General features: G+C 70.4%; 13 protein-coding genes and 1 pseudogene. All 14 read right to left on the bottom strand.

The window, feature by feature from the left end; translation table 11 throughout:
* Positions 1-9 precede the first annotated feature (9 nt).
* Entirely contained in the window at positions 10-1,515 is a 1,506-nt protein-coding gene (locus NVV32_RS04135; RefSeq protein ID WP_422391481.1) for a S8 family serine peptidase, read from the bottom strand.
* A gap of 4 nt (positions 1,516-1,519) precedes the next feature.
* Complete coding sequence (locus NVV32_RS04130; protein WP_422391480.1) at positions 1,520-2,464, bottom strand: exopolyphosphatase; 945 nt, start codon at positions 2,462-2,464, stop codon at positions 1,520-1,522.
* Positions 2,464-3,267 carry a DUF501 domain-containing protein gene (locus tag NVV32_RS04125; RefSeq protein ID WP_422391479.1) on the bottom strand — a complete coding sequence of 268 codons (804 nt, stop codon included), beginning with the start codon at positions 3,265-3,267 and terminating at the stop codon, positions 2,464-2,466. Before NVV32_RS04125 ends, NVV32_RS04130 begins: the two co-directional genes overlap by 1 nt.
* Before the next feature lie 134 nt (positions 3,268-3,401).
* Complete coding sequence (locus NVV32_RS04120) at positions 3,402-4,115, bottom strand: FtsB family cell division protein (protein ID WP_422391478.1); 714 nt, start codon at positions 4,113-4,115, stop codon at positions 3,402-3,404.
* A gap of 217 nt (positions 4,116-4,332) precedes the next feature.
* On the bottom strand, positions 4,333-5,613 hold the full coding sequence (eno, locus tag NVV32_RS04115; RefSeq protein ID WP_055770108.1) for a phosphopyruvate hydratase: 1,281 nt from the start codon (positions 5,611-5,613) through the stop codon (positions 4,333-4,335).
* 220 nt (positions 5,614-5,833) lie between these two features.
* Positions 5,834-6,628, bottom strand: coding sequence for a MazG nucleotide pyrophosphohydrolase domain-containing protein (locus NVV32_RS04110; RefSeq protein WP_235498737.1), 795 nt, complete (start codon positions 6,626-6,628; stop codon positions 5,834-5,836).
* Between the two features lie 7 nt (positions 6,629-6,635).
* The gene (locus NVV32_RS04105) at positions 6,636-7,793 is read right to left on the bottom strand and encodes an adenosine deaminase (protein ID WP_055770105.1); all 1,158 of its coding nucleotides are present in this window, start codon (positions 7,791-7,793) and stop codon (positions 6,636-6,638) included.
* A gap of 24 nt (positions 7,794-7,817) precedes the next feature.
* Positions 7,818-8,501 carry a DedA family protein gene (locus NVV32_RS04100; RefSeq protein WP_055770102.1) on the bottom strand — a complete coding sequence of 228 codons (684 nt, stop codon included), beginning with the start codon at positions 8,499-8,501 and terminating at the stop codon, positions 7,818-7,820.
* 368 nt (positions 8,502-8,869) lie between these two features.
* Positions 8,870-10,155 (bottom strand): annotated as a pseudogene (locus NVV32_RS04095) (thymidine phosphorylase).
* 134 nt (positions 10,156-10,289) lie between these two features.
* Positions 10,290-10,685, bottom strand: a complete 396-nt coding sequence (locus NVV32_RS04090) for a cytidine deaminase (protein WP_055770097.1) — start codon at positions 10,683-10,685, stop codon at positions 10,290-10,292.
* A gap of 10 nt (positions 10,686-10,695) precedes the next feature.
* Complete coding sequence (locus tag NVV32_RS04085; protein WP_422391477.1) at positions 10,696-11,982, bottom strand: ABC transporter permease; 1,287 nt, start codon at positions 11,980-11,982, stop codon at positions 10,696-10,698.
* Entirely contained in the window at positions 11,979-13,385 is a 1,407-nt protein-coding gene (locus NVV32_RS04080; protein WP_422391476.1) for an ABC transporter permease, read from the bottom strand. The genes NVV32_RS04085 and NVV32_RS04080 overlap by 4 nt, the downstream gene beginning before the upstream one ends.
* A complete protein-coding gene (locus NVV32_RS04075) occupies positions 13,382-14,926 on the bottom strand; it encodes an ABC transporter ATP-binding protein (protein WP_055770091.1) in 1,545 nt (514 codons plus the stop codon). Before NVV32_RS04075 ends, NVV32_RS04080 begins: the two co-directional genes overlap by 4 nt.
* 175 nt (positions 14,927-15,101) lie before the next feature.
* Entirely contained in the window at positions 15,102-16,217 is a 1,116-nt protein-coding gene (locus NVV32_RS04070; protein ID WP_055770089.1) for a BMP family lipoprotein, read from the bottom strand.
* Positions 16,218-16,399: the final 182 nt, after the last annotated feature.

Genomic DNA, 16,399 nt, shown 5'->3' with positions numbered 1-16,399 from the left:
AAATCTTCACTAGCTCGCGGGTGCCTCCGGAACTCCCCGGTCGGCCCGCTCGTTCGCCGCCGATCCGCCCGGCTCGGCGTCATCGGCGACCTCCTCCGGGAGGGCGGCCTGGCGCCGTCGGACGCGGGTCACGTGCAGGGCCCCGGCGAGCAGTACGGCGAGCGCCAGCCCGCCGTAACCCAGGACGACCAGGGCCGGTACATCGTGCATCGGACGCAGCGGGTCCTGCGCCTGCGGAGGCGCCGGGGCGGGGATGACCTCGGCCGGCTCCTCGCTCGGTGGGGCAGGTGGCGCAGTGGGCGTCAGATTGTGGCGCCGGTACAGCTCGATCCAGTCGGCCATGGTGCCGAGGCGGCTCTCCTGGGGCACCGTGATGTCCTCGCCGACCGCCGCCGCGACGTCCAGGACGCCGTAGCCGTACAGCGTGTCGAAGCCGGGCTCGCCGGCGTCCCGCGCCGTGTCGACGATCCGGTTGACCACCTCCGCAGCCGACAGCTCGGGGTACCGCGAGCGGATGAGGGCGGCGACCCCGGACACCAGCGGGGCGGCCCCCGATGTCCCGGACCAGTCGGCGTACAGCCCGCCCGGCAGCCCTCCCACGAGGTTCTCTGACGGGGCCGCGACGGCGATGCTGATGCCCTCGGACGACGCCTCGGCGCTCGCGCGGCCCGCCCGGTCGAGTCCCGCCACCGCGAGCACACCAGGGATCGTCGCCGGCGCTCCGACCTGCGTCAGTCCTCCGGCGCGGTTCCCGGCGGCGGCGATGATGACGACGTCGTTCTGCTCGGCGTACAGGAACGCCTCGTCCCAGCTCTCGGGCCACGCGGTGCTGGTACTGCCCAGGGACATGTTGATGACATCGGCCCCGTTGTCGACCGCCCAGTGGACAGCCTTCGGCACCTGCTCGTCCACCGGGATCCCCGCCGGGTTGGGGCCGCTGCCGGGGCCCTCGATCCACAGGGAGATCGCCAGCAGGTCTGCTGCGGGCGCGACGCCGACGATACCGTCCGGACCTTCGCCGTACTGGGCGAAGGGCCCGGGCGCCGGGGTCTCCGGAGCACGGGCCGCGGGATCCTCCGCACCCCCGCCGGCGTCGTCCCGGTCATCGTCCGCTCCGGCGGTGGCCGTCGGAGCGCCGGAGCCCTCGGGTCGCGGGACGTCGGGATCGGTGGCAGCGGTGTGCCCGCGGCCGGCGAGGAGCGTGCTGACCAGGGTCCCGTGGCCCTGCACCTCGCCGAGGCCGCGCTGCCCGCCGGGGTCACCGGCACCCGAGGCGTCCGTCCCGCCCACCACCGCACCCACGAGGTCGGGGTGGGTACCGTCGACACCACTGTCGATCACGGCGACGGTGACGCCCTCCCCTCGCGTGCTCTTCCAGGCTTGTGCGATGCCGTAGTCCTCGAGCCAGTACTCCTTGGCCCGGATGTCGTCGGCGGAGGCCTGCACGGCTCCGGGCAGGAGCAGGGCGAACGACAGGACGACGGAGCCTGCCGCCCGGGCTGCCCGGGTGTCCATCAGGTCACACGCCCCGCGCGGCGACGCTCAGGGCGATCCCGTCGAGGATGTCGTGCTCGCTGGTGACGGCCGTCGACACGCGGCCGGAGGTGGCCTCTGCCACCCGCTGCACGATGGACATCCAGATGAGGGCGCCGGCACCGATGACGTCCACCCGTCCGGGGTGCATGTAGGGAAGCGCCGCCCGGTCCCCGCACGCCAGGTGCAGGAGGTCCGCTGCGGCAGTGGAGATGGCGTCGACCGTCAGCTCCGCCCCGTGGATCGAGTCCGGCTCGTACGCGGGCAGGTCGAGGGCATGCGCCGTGACCGTCGTGACGCTCCCGGCCACACCGACGAGCTTCGTGATCCGCTCGAAGGGCACCTGTGCCGCTGCCTCGTCCATGAGGAGGCCCACCGCGGTGCTCATCGACGCGATCTGCGCCTCGGTCGGCGGGTCGTCCTGGAGGAAGCGCTCGGTGAAGCGGACGCAGCCCATGTCGGTGCTGCGCGCCGCGATCAGGCCGCCTGCGGTCCCGGCCACGAACTCCGTGCTGCCGCCGCCGAGGTCGATCACCAGGACCGTCTCGTCGTCCGCCGTCGCGAGGACGCTGACCGCTCCGTCGAAGGAGAGCCGCGCCTCCTCGTCGCCCGTGATGACCTCGGGTTCCACGCCGAGCCGCTCCCGGATGCCGTCGACGAAGACCTGGCGGTTCTCCGCGTCACGGGAGGCCGAGGTGGCGACGAACCGCACCGGTGGCGCACCGTGCTGCTCGATCAGCGCCGCATACTCCTCGGCAGCGGTGAAGGTGCGCTCGAGTGCGGCCTCCGAGAGACGCCCCGTCGCATCCACCCCCTCACCGAGCCGGACCACCCGCATGAGCCTGACGACATCGGTGAGCACGCCGTCCTCGATGTCCGCGATCAGGAGCCGGATGGAGTTGGTCCCGCAGTCGATGGCAGCTGTGCGCATTACGTCTCCTCAGAGGGTGCGATGGTCCCGGGTACGTCGGACGTGTCGGGGGTGTGGGTGGTGTCGGGCGCATCTGCTCCCCCGCGCCGTCGGGCGTCCCGCTTCGCGGCGAGTTCCTCGGCGGTCAGCCCCTGGGTCCGGGTGTGCCTGCTGAGGTCGGCGTCGGGAGCCTGGCCGGTGGTGTCCCAGGCACCGTCGCAGGAGCATCGCTCCCGTGTCCACCACGGGGCGATCCGCTCGATCGCCTCGTCCCCGAGGGGGTTCACTCCCGGCCCCGCGGCGAGCGCGTGGCCCACCAGCACGTGGAGGCATTTGACGCGCGTCGGCATGCCGCCGGCCGATACCCCGTCGATCTCGGGCACCGCGCCGGTCCCGGCCCGCGCCCCGACGTCGTTCCGGGCCTCGAGGTACGCCGCATGCGCTTTCCGGTGGCCCGCTGCGAGACCGGCATCGGCGGTGAGGCGCTCACTCATCTCGGTCATGACACCCTCGGCCTCGAGACGGGACACCGCCGCTGTCACGACGGGGTGGCTGAGGTAGTAGGTGGTCGGGAAGGGGATGCCGTTCGAGAGGCGGGGTGCCGTCGTGGCGACGAGCGGGTTGCCGCAGACGCACCGCGCGCCGATCTCCACGACGTCACGCACCGGGCGTCCGAGCTGTCGGCTGAGGACGTCGAGGTCATGCTCACTCGGGGTCCTGGGATCGTCGCGGGGTCCACCCTGATCGGGCTGCCGGGACTGTTCGGCCCGCCCGTCGGGCTGACCGTCCTGGTCGTGCTGGTCGTCGTGGTCCTGCTGGGTCACGCTGTTCCTTCCTGGGGAGCGCTCCGCGAGCGCCGATTCTCGGCCGTGCCACTTCCCGGCCGTGCCGGGTCTCCACCGCGCCGGTCAGGCACGACCGGTCCGGCCGCTCGTCCCGACGCCCGATCCATCCGGTTTCAATCCGTCGCGGCGCGCTCCACCGAGCTCCACAGGGAATCGACCCAGGGGAGATCGGCCGGCTCGGCGGCCGATCCTTCGCCCGTCCCCTTCTCGATGCCCTCGCTGCCCTTGACGAGGTAGCGGGTCTCGCCGGGCATCACGAGGAAGATCCGTTCGCGCGCCTGCTGCTTCACGAAGGCGGGGTCGTCCCACCGGGCCAGTTCCGACTGGTAGTCCGCCTGCTGCTGCTCCTGCCGGGCAATGTCCGCGCGGAGGGCATCGAGCTCGGACTGCTGCTGGACGTAACGGCTCACCGAGGGTGCCAGCAGCACGATCACGGCGATCAGGACGACGGCGAGGGCCAGCAGCCGGCCGGAGAACGACTTCGCCGGGATGGGCGTCGCCTCTTCGGCAGGCTGGATCGGCGACTCCGCGCGGCGCGATCCGAGGCGGCCGCGGCGGATGCTCGCGGCCAGCTGGGACCTCTCGGCCGCACGCACGTCCGAGGGAGTCGTCGCCGCGGGCTTCCGGGTGGAGCCTGCCCCCGCAGGGGCCGTGCCCTTCCGGGCCGGAACAGTCTTCGCAGCGTCCCGTGGATCCTTCGTCGCGGAGGGGCCCACCGTCCGCGGCACCCCGGGCGCCCGCTGCGACGATCCCCCGGACCGGGGCTCCGACCCGCGGGAGGTGGACGGATGCGTCCCCTGCCGGGAGCCGGCTCCGGGCGTGGCCACGCCGGACCGGTGATCTCCGTGCGGTGAGGTCTGGCCCTTGGCCGCTCCGGGAACCGGCCGATCGTCCGCCACTGGCGTCGGTCGGCCGGCTCGCGGCACGTTAGGGCGGCGGGCAGTCATGGAGCTCCTCGTCAGTGCAGTCGCGTCGGTTCGCGTCGGATTCCTCGCGGAACCCGTCTAACGAGGGTAACCGCCCAGCCGCTCACCCGAGGATCACCTAGGCGGTGAAACGCGGGAAGGCGGAGCGACCGGCGTAGCGTGCGGCGTCGTCGAGCTCCTCCTCGATGCGCAGCAGCTGGTTGTACTTCGCGACGCGCTCGCTCCGCGCGGGCGCTCCGGTCTTGATCTGTCCGGCGTTCGTCGCGACGCAGATGTCCGCGATCGTCGTGTCCTCGGTCTCGCCGGAGCGGTGGGAGGTGATCGTCGTGTAGCCGGCGCGCTGGGCCATCGAGATGGCGTCCAGGGTCTCGGTGAGGGTACCGATCTGGTTGACCTTCACCAGCAGCGAGTTGGCCGTCTGGTTCTGGATGCCCTTGGCCAGGCGGACGGGGTTGGTGACGAAGAGGTCATCACCCACGAGCTGCACCTTGTCGCCGATCGCGTCGGTCAGGTGCTTCCAGCCCTCCCAGTCGTCCTCGTCGAGGGGATCCTCGATGGAGACCAGGGGGTAGTCGCGGACGAGCTCCACGTAGTAGGCGCTCATCTCCTCGGTGCTGAGCGCCTTGCCCTCGAACTGGTACGCGCCGTCCTCGTAGAACTCGGAGGCGGCGACGTCGAGGGCGAAGGCGATATCGGTCCCGGGCGTGTAGCCGGCCCGCTCGACGGCGGTGGTGATGAGGTCCAGGGCATCGCGGTTGGACGGGAGGTTCGGCGCGAAGCCACCCTCGTCGCCGAGACCCGTCGCGAGGCCCTTCTCCTTCAGCACGGACTTGAGCTCGTGGTACACCTCGACGCCCCAGCGGAGGCCCTCGGAGTAGGTCTGGGCGCCCAGAGGAACGATCATGAACTCCTGGATGTCGACGTCGGAATCCGCGTGCGAACCACCGTTGAGGATGTTCATGAGGGGCACGGGCAGCACGTGCGCGTTGGGGCCGCCGAGGTAGCGGTAGAGCGGCAGGGCGGAGGACTCGGCAGCAGCGCGGGCGATGGCGAGCGAGACGCCCAGCATCGCGTTGGCGCCCAGGTTCGACTTGTTCTCCGTACCGTCCAGGTCGATCATCGCCTGGTCGATGGCGCGCTGGTCCGCAGCGTCGAAGCCGAGGAGGGCCGGCTGGATCTGCTCGATGACGGCTTCGACGGCCTGCAGGACGCCCTTGCCGAGGTAGCGGTCCTTCTCGCCGTCGCGACGCTCGTTGGCCTCGAAGGCTCCGGTGGACGCACCGGAGGGGACCGCCGCGCGGCCGAAGGTGTCGTCGTCGAGCAGGACCTCGACCTCGACCGTGGGGTTGCCGCGGGAGTCGAGGATCTCCCTCGCGTGGATGGCATCGATAATGGCCATGGAATTGCTCCTCTTCGTTGGAGTATCGGGATTCACATCGTGTTGGGACGTCTTTGTCGGAGCAACGGAGGTGTTGCTCCCAGCCTAGTTCACGCGGCTTCCGGACGTCGGGTGGGAACCCGACGTGTGACGCGGCGCCGCATCGCCCCGTCCACGCTGCACGGCGCGTGCGGGGAACCGGTCAGGCGGCGATCAGGATGCCGCAGCGACACGGCCGGTCTCACCCTCGCTCCGAGCCCGCCTGGTACTCCAGCACGGCCCGGCGCAGCGCGCGCTCTGGATCGAGGCCGAGGTGGACCGCCCGGCGGGTCAGCTCCAGGAGGGCCTGGCCCAGGGTGGCTTCGTCGCCGGGCGGAACCTCTCCCTGCTGCGTACCGACCGATCTGCTCTCCGGACCACCCTCCGGTCGACCGCCCGGTGCACCCTCCGACGGCCCGGCGGATTCGCCCGCCCGGGCCAGCGTCTTGGCGGCGAACGCCAAGGCGGGCAGGTGGTGCGGGATACCGTCGAACGGCGATGTGCGCGAGGGCTTCTCGCGGCGCTTGACGGCGTGCCAGGTCTCGACGATCTCCTCGGCCGAAACCGGCGCGCCCGCTGCACCTCCTGGACCCGCCGCAGTTCCCGGCAGCTCCAGGAGGGCACCGTCCGCGGTGAACACATGGGGGTTGCGGCGCACCAGCTTCGCCGTCAGGCCCGCCACGACGTCCGCCAGATCGAAGTGGTCCTGCTCGGCCGCCAACCGGGCGTGCAGCACCACCTGGAACAGCACGTCACCGAGTTCGCCGCGCAGTTCGTCGACGAGCCCGGGTGACGGCACGGACGCTCGCGCGACGTCGTCGACCGCCTCGTAGAGTTCGTAGGTCTCCTCGACGAGGTAGGCGAGCAGCGCTTCGTGGGTCAGGGCCGCCGTCCAGCGGCAGTGCCTGCGCAGGAGGTCCACCACCTCGACAAGCCGCTCGACCGCCACGCCCGGTCCGGTCGCGGCGGCCGGCGTCGACGGGGCCTCGTGCTGCACGGCGCTGCTAGGCGGATGCCTGGCGGGCAGCGGCGTCGAAGGCCTCGGCGATGTGCTCGGCGAGGGCATCGCGGTCCTCGAGCGGGAGGAACGAGGCGTCCACGGCGTTGAGGGTGAGATCGAGGAGGTCCGCGAGGTCGTAGCCGAAGGTGTCGACCAGCAGTTCGAACTCGCCGGTCAGCGTGACACCGCTCATGAGCCGGTTGTCCGTGTTCACCGTGACCTTGAAGCCGAGTTGGTAGAGCAGGTCGAAGGGATGGCTGTCGATCGTGGTCCCGAAGGCCTCGATGGCCCCGGTCTGCAGGTTCGACGACGGGCACAGCTCCAGGGGGATGCCCCGGTCACGGACCCACGACGCGACGCGCCCGAGGTTCGCGATCCCGATCTCCTCGCTGTCACCGGCCTGCTCGTCCTCCGACTCCTCGATCTCGATGTCCTCGGCGATGCGCACGCCGTGCCCCAGGCGCAGCGCACGGCCCGCGACGAGGGCGTCCTTGATGCTGTCCAGGCCGGCGGCCTCGCCGGCGTGGATGGTCACCGGGAACTGCTCGGAGGCGAGATAGGTGAACGCCTCGGCGAAGCGCGAGGGCAGGAAGCCGTTCTCGGCTCCGGCGATGTCGAAGCCGACAGCACCGCGGTCGCGGTGGCGGACGGCGAGTTCCGCGATCTCCTGGCCACGGTCCGCGTGACGCATGGCGGTGATGAGCTGTCCCACCTGGATGACCCGGCCGGCGGCGATCGCCGCGGCGGCCCCGGCCTCGAGGCCCTCCTGCACGGCCTCGACGGCCTCGTCCAGGGACAGTCCCTTCTGCGTGTGCTGCTCGGGAGCCCAGCGCACCTCGCCGTAGACGACGCCGTCGAGCGCGAGGTCCTCGACGAACTCGCGGGCCACCCGGATGAGTCCCTCGCGCGTCTGCATGACGGCTATGGTGTGGTCGAAGGTCTCGAGGTACCGGACCAGCGAGCCGGAGTCCGCCGACTCGCGGAACCACGCACCGAGCGATTCGGCATCCGCGGCGGGCAGTTCGTGGCCGATCTCGGCGGCGAGCTCGAGGATGGTGGCCGGACGGAGGCCGCCGTCCAGGTGGTCGTGGAGGGAGATCTTCGGCAGGGTCTGGATGTCGACGGCAGCGGTGGGGACGGCGTCGTTCTGGGTCTGGGTCACGGCGACCAGCCTACGCGATCCCTTTCAGGGCGGGCTCGTCTCGCGCGCTGGTTCGGGCTCGTCCTGGTGCGCCTCGACAGCTTCCTGCAGGGGCGTCGATCCCCGCACGAGCGCGATGACCCGGTCCACGACGAACCCGATGACCACGGCGATCCCGATCGCCACCGCCACACCGAGCAGGTGGTTGTGCTGGAACCACGTACCGGCGACGGCACCGATGCCCACGGAGTAGCCCGCCCAGACGATGCCGGACAGCGCGGTCAGGGCGACGAAGCGCCGTTGCGAGTAGCCGGTTGCTCCCGCGGTCAGGTTGACGGCCACCCGGCCGATCGGGATGAACCTGGCCACCAGGATGAGTGAGGCGGCACGTTTCGACAGCTCCCGGCCCGCCCAGGCGAAGGAGCGCTGCGGGCGGGGCCGCCGCATCCACCGGAACCGGGTGGTCCCGATCCCCCGGCCGATCATGTACGCGATGTTGTCACCGAGGAACGCCCCGAGGGCCGCGGCGAGGATCAGCAGCCACGGATCGGGGACGCCCTGCGTGATGACGAGGGAGGCGAGGCCGACGACGACGGACTCGCTCGGGAACGGCGGGAAGAACCCGTCGACGAGGCAGCAGACGAGGACCAGCAGATAGACCCAGGGCTGCTCGGCCGCAGCGAGGACGAACCCGCTGATGCCGTCCAGTGCACTGATGATCTCGTCCATCCAGGGGCTCCTGCCGCTCGTCCGCCCCACCGGCGCCGTCCCGGCGGAGGATGCCGCGGGATGGTCGGGACGGGACATGGCGCCGTGCGGCGCGGCTCGGGGCGAGCCGCGATACGCTGCCGTGCGCCTGCCGTCGACGCTACCCGGGGGCCCACCTCCGGGTCGTCGCCCTTCCGGCCGACATCGGCGACGGCGAGCCTCACCCCTGGGGATGAGGCCGGCCGTCGGACCCCCTAGGGATCATCCCCGACGCGCCCCGGAGCGGGGACCAGCAGTGCCGCGTTGAGACGGGACGGGAACCGGGCGGGAACCGGGCGGGAACCGGGCGGGAACCGGGCGGGAACCGGGCGGGAACCGGGCGGGGACCCTCAGGCGATCCGGTCGATGATGAGTGCTGGGCGGTCCGTGATCCCTCGGGGGCGATGACGACGGCGTCGGTGAGAGCCTCGCGGGCGCGATCGAACTTGTCGGGAGTGTCGGTGAGCAGCGTCATGAGGGGTTCGCCCGCACGGACGGTGGCACCGGGCTTCGCGTGCAGACGCACACCCGCGCCGGCCTGCACCTGGTCCTCCTTGCGGGCACGCCCGGCTCCGAGGCGCCAGGCCGCGACGCCCACGGCGAGGGCATCGAGACCCACGAGGACTCCGTCGGTCGGCGCCAGGACCACCTCGGACTCCTTCGCGACCGGGAGCGTGGCACGAGGGTCGCCGCCCTGCGCCTCGATCATCCGGTTCCAGACGTCCATGGCGCGGCCGTCCTTCAGCGCAGCGGCCGGATCGGCGTCGTGCACACCCGCGCAGGCGAGCATCTCCTCCGCGAGGCGGACCGTGAGCTCGACGACGTCGGACGGACCACCGCCCGCGAGCACCTCGACGGACTCCTCGACCTCGATGGCGTTGCCGGCCGTCAGGCCCAGCGGCGTACTCATGTCGGTCAGGAGCGCGACGGTGTTGACGCCGGCGTCCTTCCCGAGCGCCACCATCGTCTCGGCCAGTTCGCGTGCCTGGTCCACGTTCTTCATGAACGCCCCGCTGCCCACCTTCACGTCGAGGACGAGCGACCCCGTGCCCTCGGCGATCTTCTTGCTCATGATCGAGGAGGCGATGAGGGGGATGGCCTCGACGGTGCCCGTGACGTCGCGCAGGGCGTACAGCTTCTTGTCCGCCGGAGCGAGGCCGGTCCCGGCGGCGCAGATGACCGCTCCCACCTCCGCGAGCTGGCGCATCATGTCCTCGTTGCTGAGGTGCGCCTGCCAGCCGGGGATCGATTCGAGCTTGTCCAGCGTGCCACCCGTGTGACCGAGGCCGCGACCGGAGAGCTGCGGTACCGCGACACCGAAGACCGCGACGAGCGGTGCCAGCGGAAGGGTGATCTTGTCCCCGACCCCGCCGGTCGAGTGCTTGTCGCTCGTCGGCCGACCCAGGGAGGAGAAGTCCATCCGTTCCCCCGAGGCGATCATCGCGGCGGTCCAGCGGGAGATCTCGGCGCGGTCCATCCCGTTGAGCAGGATGGCCATGTTCAGGGCGGACATCTGCTCGTCGGCGATGGCGCTGCGCGTGTAGGCGTCGATGGTCCAGTCGATCTGCTCGGGCGTCAGGGTGCCGCGGTCGCGCTTGATGCGGATGATGTCGACGGCGTCGAAGGCTTCAGTCATGGTGGTGTCCTCTGGTCGAGCGGTGGTCGGGCGTGGGTCACATGGTGCCGGCGGCCGATGGGGCGGCCGTGACGTGCGAGGGGCGCGGCCGGAAGGGCCGCGCCCCTCGCGGCGCTGGTCGGGCGGGGCCCGGGTCAGGCGAGATGCTGCGGCCCGAAGGCGTCGGGCAGGACCTCGTCCATGGTGCGGATGCCGCTGACGGTCATGAGCACCATGTCGGGCGCCCGGAACTCGTACAGCAACTGCCGGCAGCGGCCGCACGGCATGAGGGTGTTCCCCTCGCCGTCCACGCAGCTGAAGGCGCGGATGCGTCCGCCCCCGCTCATCGCGAGCGCGCTGACGAGGGCGCACTCGGCGCACAGGGTCAGCCCGTAGGACGCGTTCTCGACGTTGCAGCCGGAGATGATCCGGCCGTCGTCGAGCAGAGCCGCCGCCCCTACCGGGTACGTGGAATAGGGGACGTACGCTTTCGCCATCGCGGTTCGCGCGGCGGCGGCGAGGTCCTCCCAGGGGATGTCGTTCTCGGTCATGCGGAGCCTCCTAGCCCTTGATGTACGGAATGCCGCTCGCGCCCGGTGCGCGGGACCGGCCGACGAGCCCGGCGACGGCGAACACCGTCACCACGTACGGCAGCATGCGCAGGAACTGGTCCGGCACCGGGGTGCCGAGCAGGCTGAGGACATTGGAGAGGTTGGTGGCGAAGCCGAAGAGCAGCGCCGCGAAGAACGCACCGATCGGGTTCCAGCGGCCGAAGATCAGGGCTGCCAGCGCGATGTAGCCCTGCCCCGCCGTCATGTCCCGCCCGAAGCCGGAGACGGCCACGAGCGTGAAGAAGGATCCGCCGATACCCGCCACGACGCCCGCCAGCAGCACGTTCATGAACCGCATGCGGTTGACGTTGACGCCCAGCGTGTCGGCGGCCTTGGGGTGCTCGCCCACTGCGCGGGTCCGAAGGCCCCACCGCGAGTGGTACAGCGCCACGTACACGACGGCGACGGCGATGTACATGAGGTAGCCGACGATCGTCTGCTGGAAGAGGATCGGCCCGATCACGGGGATGTCGGCGAGCAACGGGATGTCGATGACGGGCAGGCGCGGCGGGGAGTTCCAGCGCTCCGAGTCCTCGCTGAGGACGGCGGAGAACAGGAAACCCGTGAGCCCGGAGACGAGCACGTTCAGGACGACGCCGACGATCACCTGATTGACGACGTACCGGATGCTGAAGACCGCGAGGACGAGCGAGACGAGGACTCCGGCGACCGCTGCCGCGAGGAGGCCCACGAACGCGCTGCCGGAGAGCGACGCGGCGACGGCGGCTGCGAACGCCCCGAAGAGGAGCTGGCCCTCGATCGCGATGTTCACGACGCCCGAGCGCTCACAGAGCACACCCGAGAGCGAGCCGAAGATGAGCGGCACCGCGAGGGTCACCGAGCCGGCGAGGAGCCCGTACAGGGCGACATTCGGTGTCCGGGCGCTGCCGACCACCCACGTGAGGAAGGCGATCAGGAACAGGACGGCGAAGACCGCCAGGACCCAGACCGGGATCTTCCGCCCGGACCGGGTCCGGAGGATCGCGAGGACGGCGAGGGCGATCATGGCCAGGGCCGCGACCCACCCGATGACGGGCGCCGAGACGACGATCGACGGGAGGACGATCGGATCGTTCTCCTCGGACAACCGGAACGTGACGTCGTTGCCCGGCGCTCCGACGGCGAAGACGAAGAGCGCGAAGAGTGCCACGACGGACAGGATGATCGGGTTCTTCCAGCTCCGGACGGTCGCGTCGCTCGCGCTGCGCGCCGGTGCGCTGGTGGTTGCTGTGCTCATGCTGCTGCTCCGGTCGAGGCTGGCGTCGGGGTCGTGGAGGTGGAGGAGCCGCCCTTGCCGGCGCGCGTGGCGCCCGGGGCGGGGAGGCGGAAGAGCGCCCGGACGAGGGGCGGCGCCGCGATGAAGAGGACGATCAGCGACTGCACGACGAGGACGATGTCGATGCTCGTCCCCGTGGAGGCCTGCATGGCCACGCCACCGGCGCGGAAGGCCCCGAACAGGATGCCTGCCGCGAAGGTGCCCCAGGGGGACGACCGCCCGAGCAGGGCCACCGTGATCGCGTCGAACCCGAAGCTCGCCGCGACGCCCGACGTCAGGACCTTCTCGGTGCCGGAGACCTGGGCGACGCCCGCGAGGCCCGCGAGTGCACCGGCGATCGCCATGGCGAGGATGTAGCCCTTGCTGACATTCACACCCGCGGTCCGCGCGGCGCTCGGGTTCGCACCGACGGCGCGGAGCTCGAAGCCCACGGTGGATCTGTTCAGCAGCCACCAGACGAAGACCGTGGCGAGCACGGCGACGACGAAGCCCCAGTGCAGGCGGAAGGAGGCCCCGAGCAACGGCGGGTACACCGCCGTCGCGTCCAGCTGCGGACTGATGGGGTTGGTGGAACCGGGCCGCTGGAAGGCCGGCGTGCTCAGGAAGTACAGCACCAGGTTCGTCGCGATGTAGTTGAACATGATGGTGAGGATCACCTCGTGGGCGCCCGTGCGTGCCTTGAGGAGTCCGACGAGGCCGCCCCAGAGGGCACCGCCGACCATTCCCGCGAGGATCACCAGGAGCAGGTGGATCCCGACCGGCAGGTGCAGCGTGAAGCCGACCCAGCCGGCGAATGTCGCCCCGATGAGGATCTGGCCCTGCGCACCGATGTTGAAGAGGCCCGCGCGGAAGGCGAGCGCCACGCCGAGGCCCGCGCAGATCAGCGGCGTCGCCACGGTCAGGGTCTGGGTCAGCGGGTAGATCATCCGGGTGAAGGTGTCGCCCTCGAAGTTGAAGACCGAGCCCTGGAAGAGCGCGATGTAGGCACTCGAGGCCGCCGTCCAGGCGGCAGCGATGGTGTCCTGCGGACGGCTGAAGAAATACGACGACGCACTCGCCACCTCCTGGTCGGTCACCGCGATGAGCAGGCCGCCGAGGATGAGGGACAGCACCACGGAGAGGAAGGCGACGAGCGCGTTGCCGGTCATGATGCGCTGCATGAGGGGTGCCTCGGCGCCCGGACCGACCCCGAGGCCCGCCGTGGTGGCCGGCACGGCCGGGGGCGGCACCTCGCCGCCCGCTGTCTCGGCCGCCGTCTCGAGCCGGATCTCGTCCTGCCGGGCGGCGTCCTTCGCGTCGCGTCGGGTGGGGTGTGCTCCCCCGCCGGTGGCCGGGTTCACCGGCCGGTCGTCCTGCGGGTTCACAGGTCTCCTCCTTGTACGTCGTGTGCCTGCGCGAGCGCTTCGTCGGCGGGCATGCCGGCCATCATCAGGCCGAGGACATCACGCGAGACCGTGCCCGGCACGATCCCCATGAGGCGGCCGCGGTACAGGACCGCGATCCGGTCGGCGAGCTCGAGGACCTCGTCGAGCTCTGTGGACACGATGATGACGGGGGTGCCGCCGTCGCGCTCGGCGACGATGCGGCGGTGCAGGAACTCGATGGATCCGACGTCGACGCCGCGGGTGGGCTGCGAGGCGATGAACAGCTTGAGGGGACGCGAGAACTCGCGCGCCATGACCACCTTCTGCTGGTTGCCGCCGGACAGGGTCCCGGCCGCGGACTGGGCGGACTGCGTCCGGACGTCGTACTCGGCGATCTTCGCCTGGGCATTCTGCTCCATCGCCGACTGCGACATCGAGAGTCCCCGGGCGAAGGGGGCGTCGTCGTACCGGTTGAGGATGAGGTTCTCCGCCACCGAGAAGGTGCCCACGAGGCCCTCGACGCTCCGGTCCTCGGGGACGAACCCGACACCGGCACGGATGACCTCCTTCACGCTGCGGCCCAGCAACTGGTTGCCGTTCAGCGTGATGGACCCGGTCACGTGGTCCTGGAGACCCATGATCGCCTCGGTCAGTTCCGTCTGGCCGTTCCCCTGCACGCCCGCGATCGCCAGGATCTCCCCCTCGGCGACCTCGAAGCTGAGCCCGTCGACGACGTGCTGCCCGTTGGGAGCCTGCACCGTGAGGTCCTGCACCCGGAAGGTCACCTCACCGGGTGTGGCCGGCTTCTTGTCGAGGGTGAGGCTCACGGACCGGCCGACCATGAGGGAGGCCAGCTCCGTGGTCGGGGCGCTCGGGTCCGCGGTGCCGACCACCTTGCCGCGCCGCACGACGGTGATGACGTCGGAGACGGCCTTGACCTCGCGGAGCTTGTGGGAGATGAAGACGATGGACTTGCCGTCGGCCTTCAGCTGCGCCATGATCCCGAGCAGTTCGTCGGTCTCCTTCGGCGTCAGCACGGCGGTCGGCTCGTCGAGGATCAGGACCTCGGCGTCCCGCACGAGAGCCTTGATGATCTCGACGCGCTGCTGCACCCCGACGGGCAGGTCCTCGACCACGGCATCGGGATCGACGTCGAACCCGTACTGGTCGGAGATCCGGCGGATACGCGTCCGCGTCTCCTGGAGGTCGAGCATGCCGCCGGCTTTCGTGGCCTCGTTGCCGAGGGCGACGTTCTCCGCGACGGTGAAGACCGGGACGAGCATGAAGTGCTGGTGCACCATCCCGATACCCGCGGCCATCGCATCCCCGGGACCCTTGAAGGTCACCGGCTTGTCATTGACGAGGATCTCACCCTCGGTGGGGTCGTACAGTCCGTACAGCACGTTCATGAGCGTGGACTTGCCGGCCCCGTTCTCGCCGAGCAGGCTGTGGACCTGTCCCGGTTCGACGACGAGATCGATGTGATCGTTGGCGACGAGCGATCCGAAGCGCTTCGTGATGCCGATCAGTTCGAGTTTCACAACTCAACCAGCCTGTTCTGTTCTGTTGTCTTCGCGTCGGAATCGAGCGGAAGTCACGTGAAGGATACCGGGTGCGGCCTGCGGACACGCAGCCGGGACAAACGCAAACCGCCTTCCTCCGGGCGGGGGTTCCGCGGGGAGGAAGGCGGTGCGGTGGTACTCGTGTGGCGCGGTCCTACTGGGGGCTGGCGGCCGAGTCGACCGCGATCTCGCCGGCGACGATCTGTTCCGTCAGACCGTCGAGCGTGGCCTGCAGGTCGTCGGGGACGTTGGCCTCCTGGTCGTGGAACGGCGCGAGGGCCACTCCACCGTTCTCGAGCGTGCCGACGTACGGCGTGTTGTCGAACTCGCCGTCGACGTCGGTGCTGATGACGTCCTCGACGGCGTCACCCATGAGCTTCATGACCGAGGTGAGGATGAACTCCTCGCCCTTGCCGGCGGTCTCGTAGCCGTCGGAGTCGACCCAGATGGCCTTGACGTCCTTGCCGCCCGCGTTCGCCTCGATGACGGCGTCGAGCGTTCCGGAACCGACCGGACCGGCCACAGGCATGATGATGTCCGCACCCTCGTTGATGAAGTTCTGGGTGTTGGTCTTGCCGGCTGCCTGGTCCTCGAAGTTGCCGACGAAGGTGCCGTTCTGGCTCTCCTTGTCCCAGCCCAGGAGCTCGACCTCGCCGCCGGTCTCCTCGTTGAAGTAGTTCACGCCTTCGGCGAAGCCGTCCATGAAGATGGTCACGGTCGGGATGTTGATGCCGCCGTACGTCGCCACCTTCCCGGTCTCGCTCGTCGCCGCTGCCGCATACCCGGCGAGGAACGCCGCCTGGGCCGTGTCGTAGATGATGGGCTTGACATTGGGGAGGTCGATCGAGTTGTCGTCGACGATCGCGAAGTTCGTCTCGGTGTTCGCCTCCGCGGCCTCCTTCGTGGTGTCGGCGAGCAGGAAGCCCACCGTCACGATGAGGTTGCAGCCGCCCTGGACCATCTGGTCGACGTTGGGGCCGAAGTCCGTCTCGGCCTGCGACTCGGCCTGGTTGGTCTGGATGCCGAGGTCCGTCTCGGCCTTCTTCAGACCCTCGTAGCTCGACTGGTTGAACGAGCGGTCGTCGAATCCACCGGAGTCGGAGACGATGCAGCCGAGGTAGTCGGTGCCTGCGGCGGCGCTGCTACCGCCTGCGGCGGGGGCATCCTCGGCGGGCGGCGCACCGCAGCCGGAGAGGACGAGGGCCGAGACGCCGAGGACGGCGGCGGACAGGCCGGTTCCGCGCGAGAAGGTGCGCAGTGAGTTCTTCAAAATGCCTCCAGGAAAGAAATGCGCCACGGGGACGACTGCCAGTGAGTGTCCATCACGGGTCACGATTGATCCGAGGCTCTGTTTTCACTGAAGACCGTGGCGCCGCGACACCGTCGGTGCAGCACGTATGCGAACATCCTAAGGGCCAAGTGACGCGGAACACTACACGGGCCGTCCAGGGC

The sequence above is a fragment of the Arthrobacter sp. N1 genome, from assembly GCF_048288285.1.
Taxonomy (GTDB): domain Bacteria; phylum Actinomycetota; class Actinomycetes; order Actinomycetales; family Micrococcaceae; genus Arthrobacter_D.
This window is presented reverse-complemented; position numbering and strand designations above follow the sequence as displayed.

Coding starts and splice junctions, on each gene's coding strand:
- eno (WP_055770108.1), bottom strand. CDS start 5,613: ATGGCCATTATCGATGCCATCCACGCGAGGGAGATCCTCGACTCCCGC.
- NVV32_RS04100 (WP_055770102.1), bottom strand. CDS start 8,501: ATGGACGAGATCATCAGTGCACTGGACGGCATCAGCGGGTTCGTCCTC.
- NVV32_RS04135 (WP_422391481.1), bottom strand. CDS start 1,515: ATGGACACCCGGGCAGCCCGGGCGGCAGGCTCCGTCGTCCTGTCGTTC.
- NVV32_RS04090 (WP_055770097.1), bottom strand. CDS start 10,685: ATGACCGAGAACGACATCCCCTGGGAGGACCTCGCCGCCGCCGCGCGA.
- NVV32_RS04085 (WP_422391477.1), bottom strand. CDS start 11,982: ATGAGCACAGCAACCACCAGCGCACCGGCGCGCAGCGCGAGCGACGCG.
- NVV32_RS04130 (WP_422391480.1), bottom strand. CDS start 2,464: ATGCGCACAGCTGCCATCGACTGCGGGACCAACTCCATCCGGCTCCTG.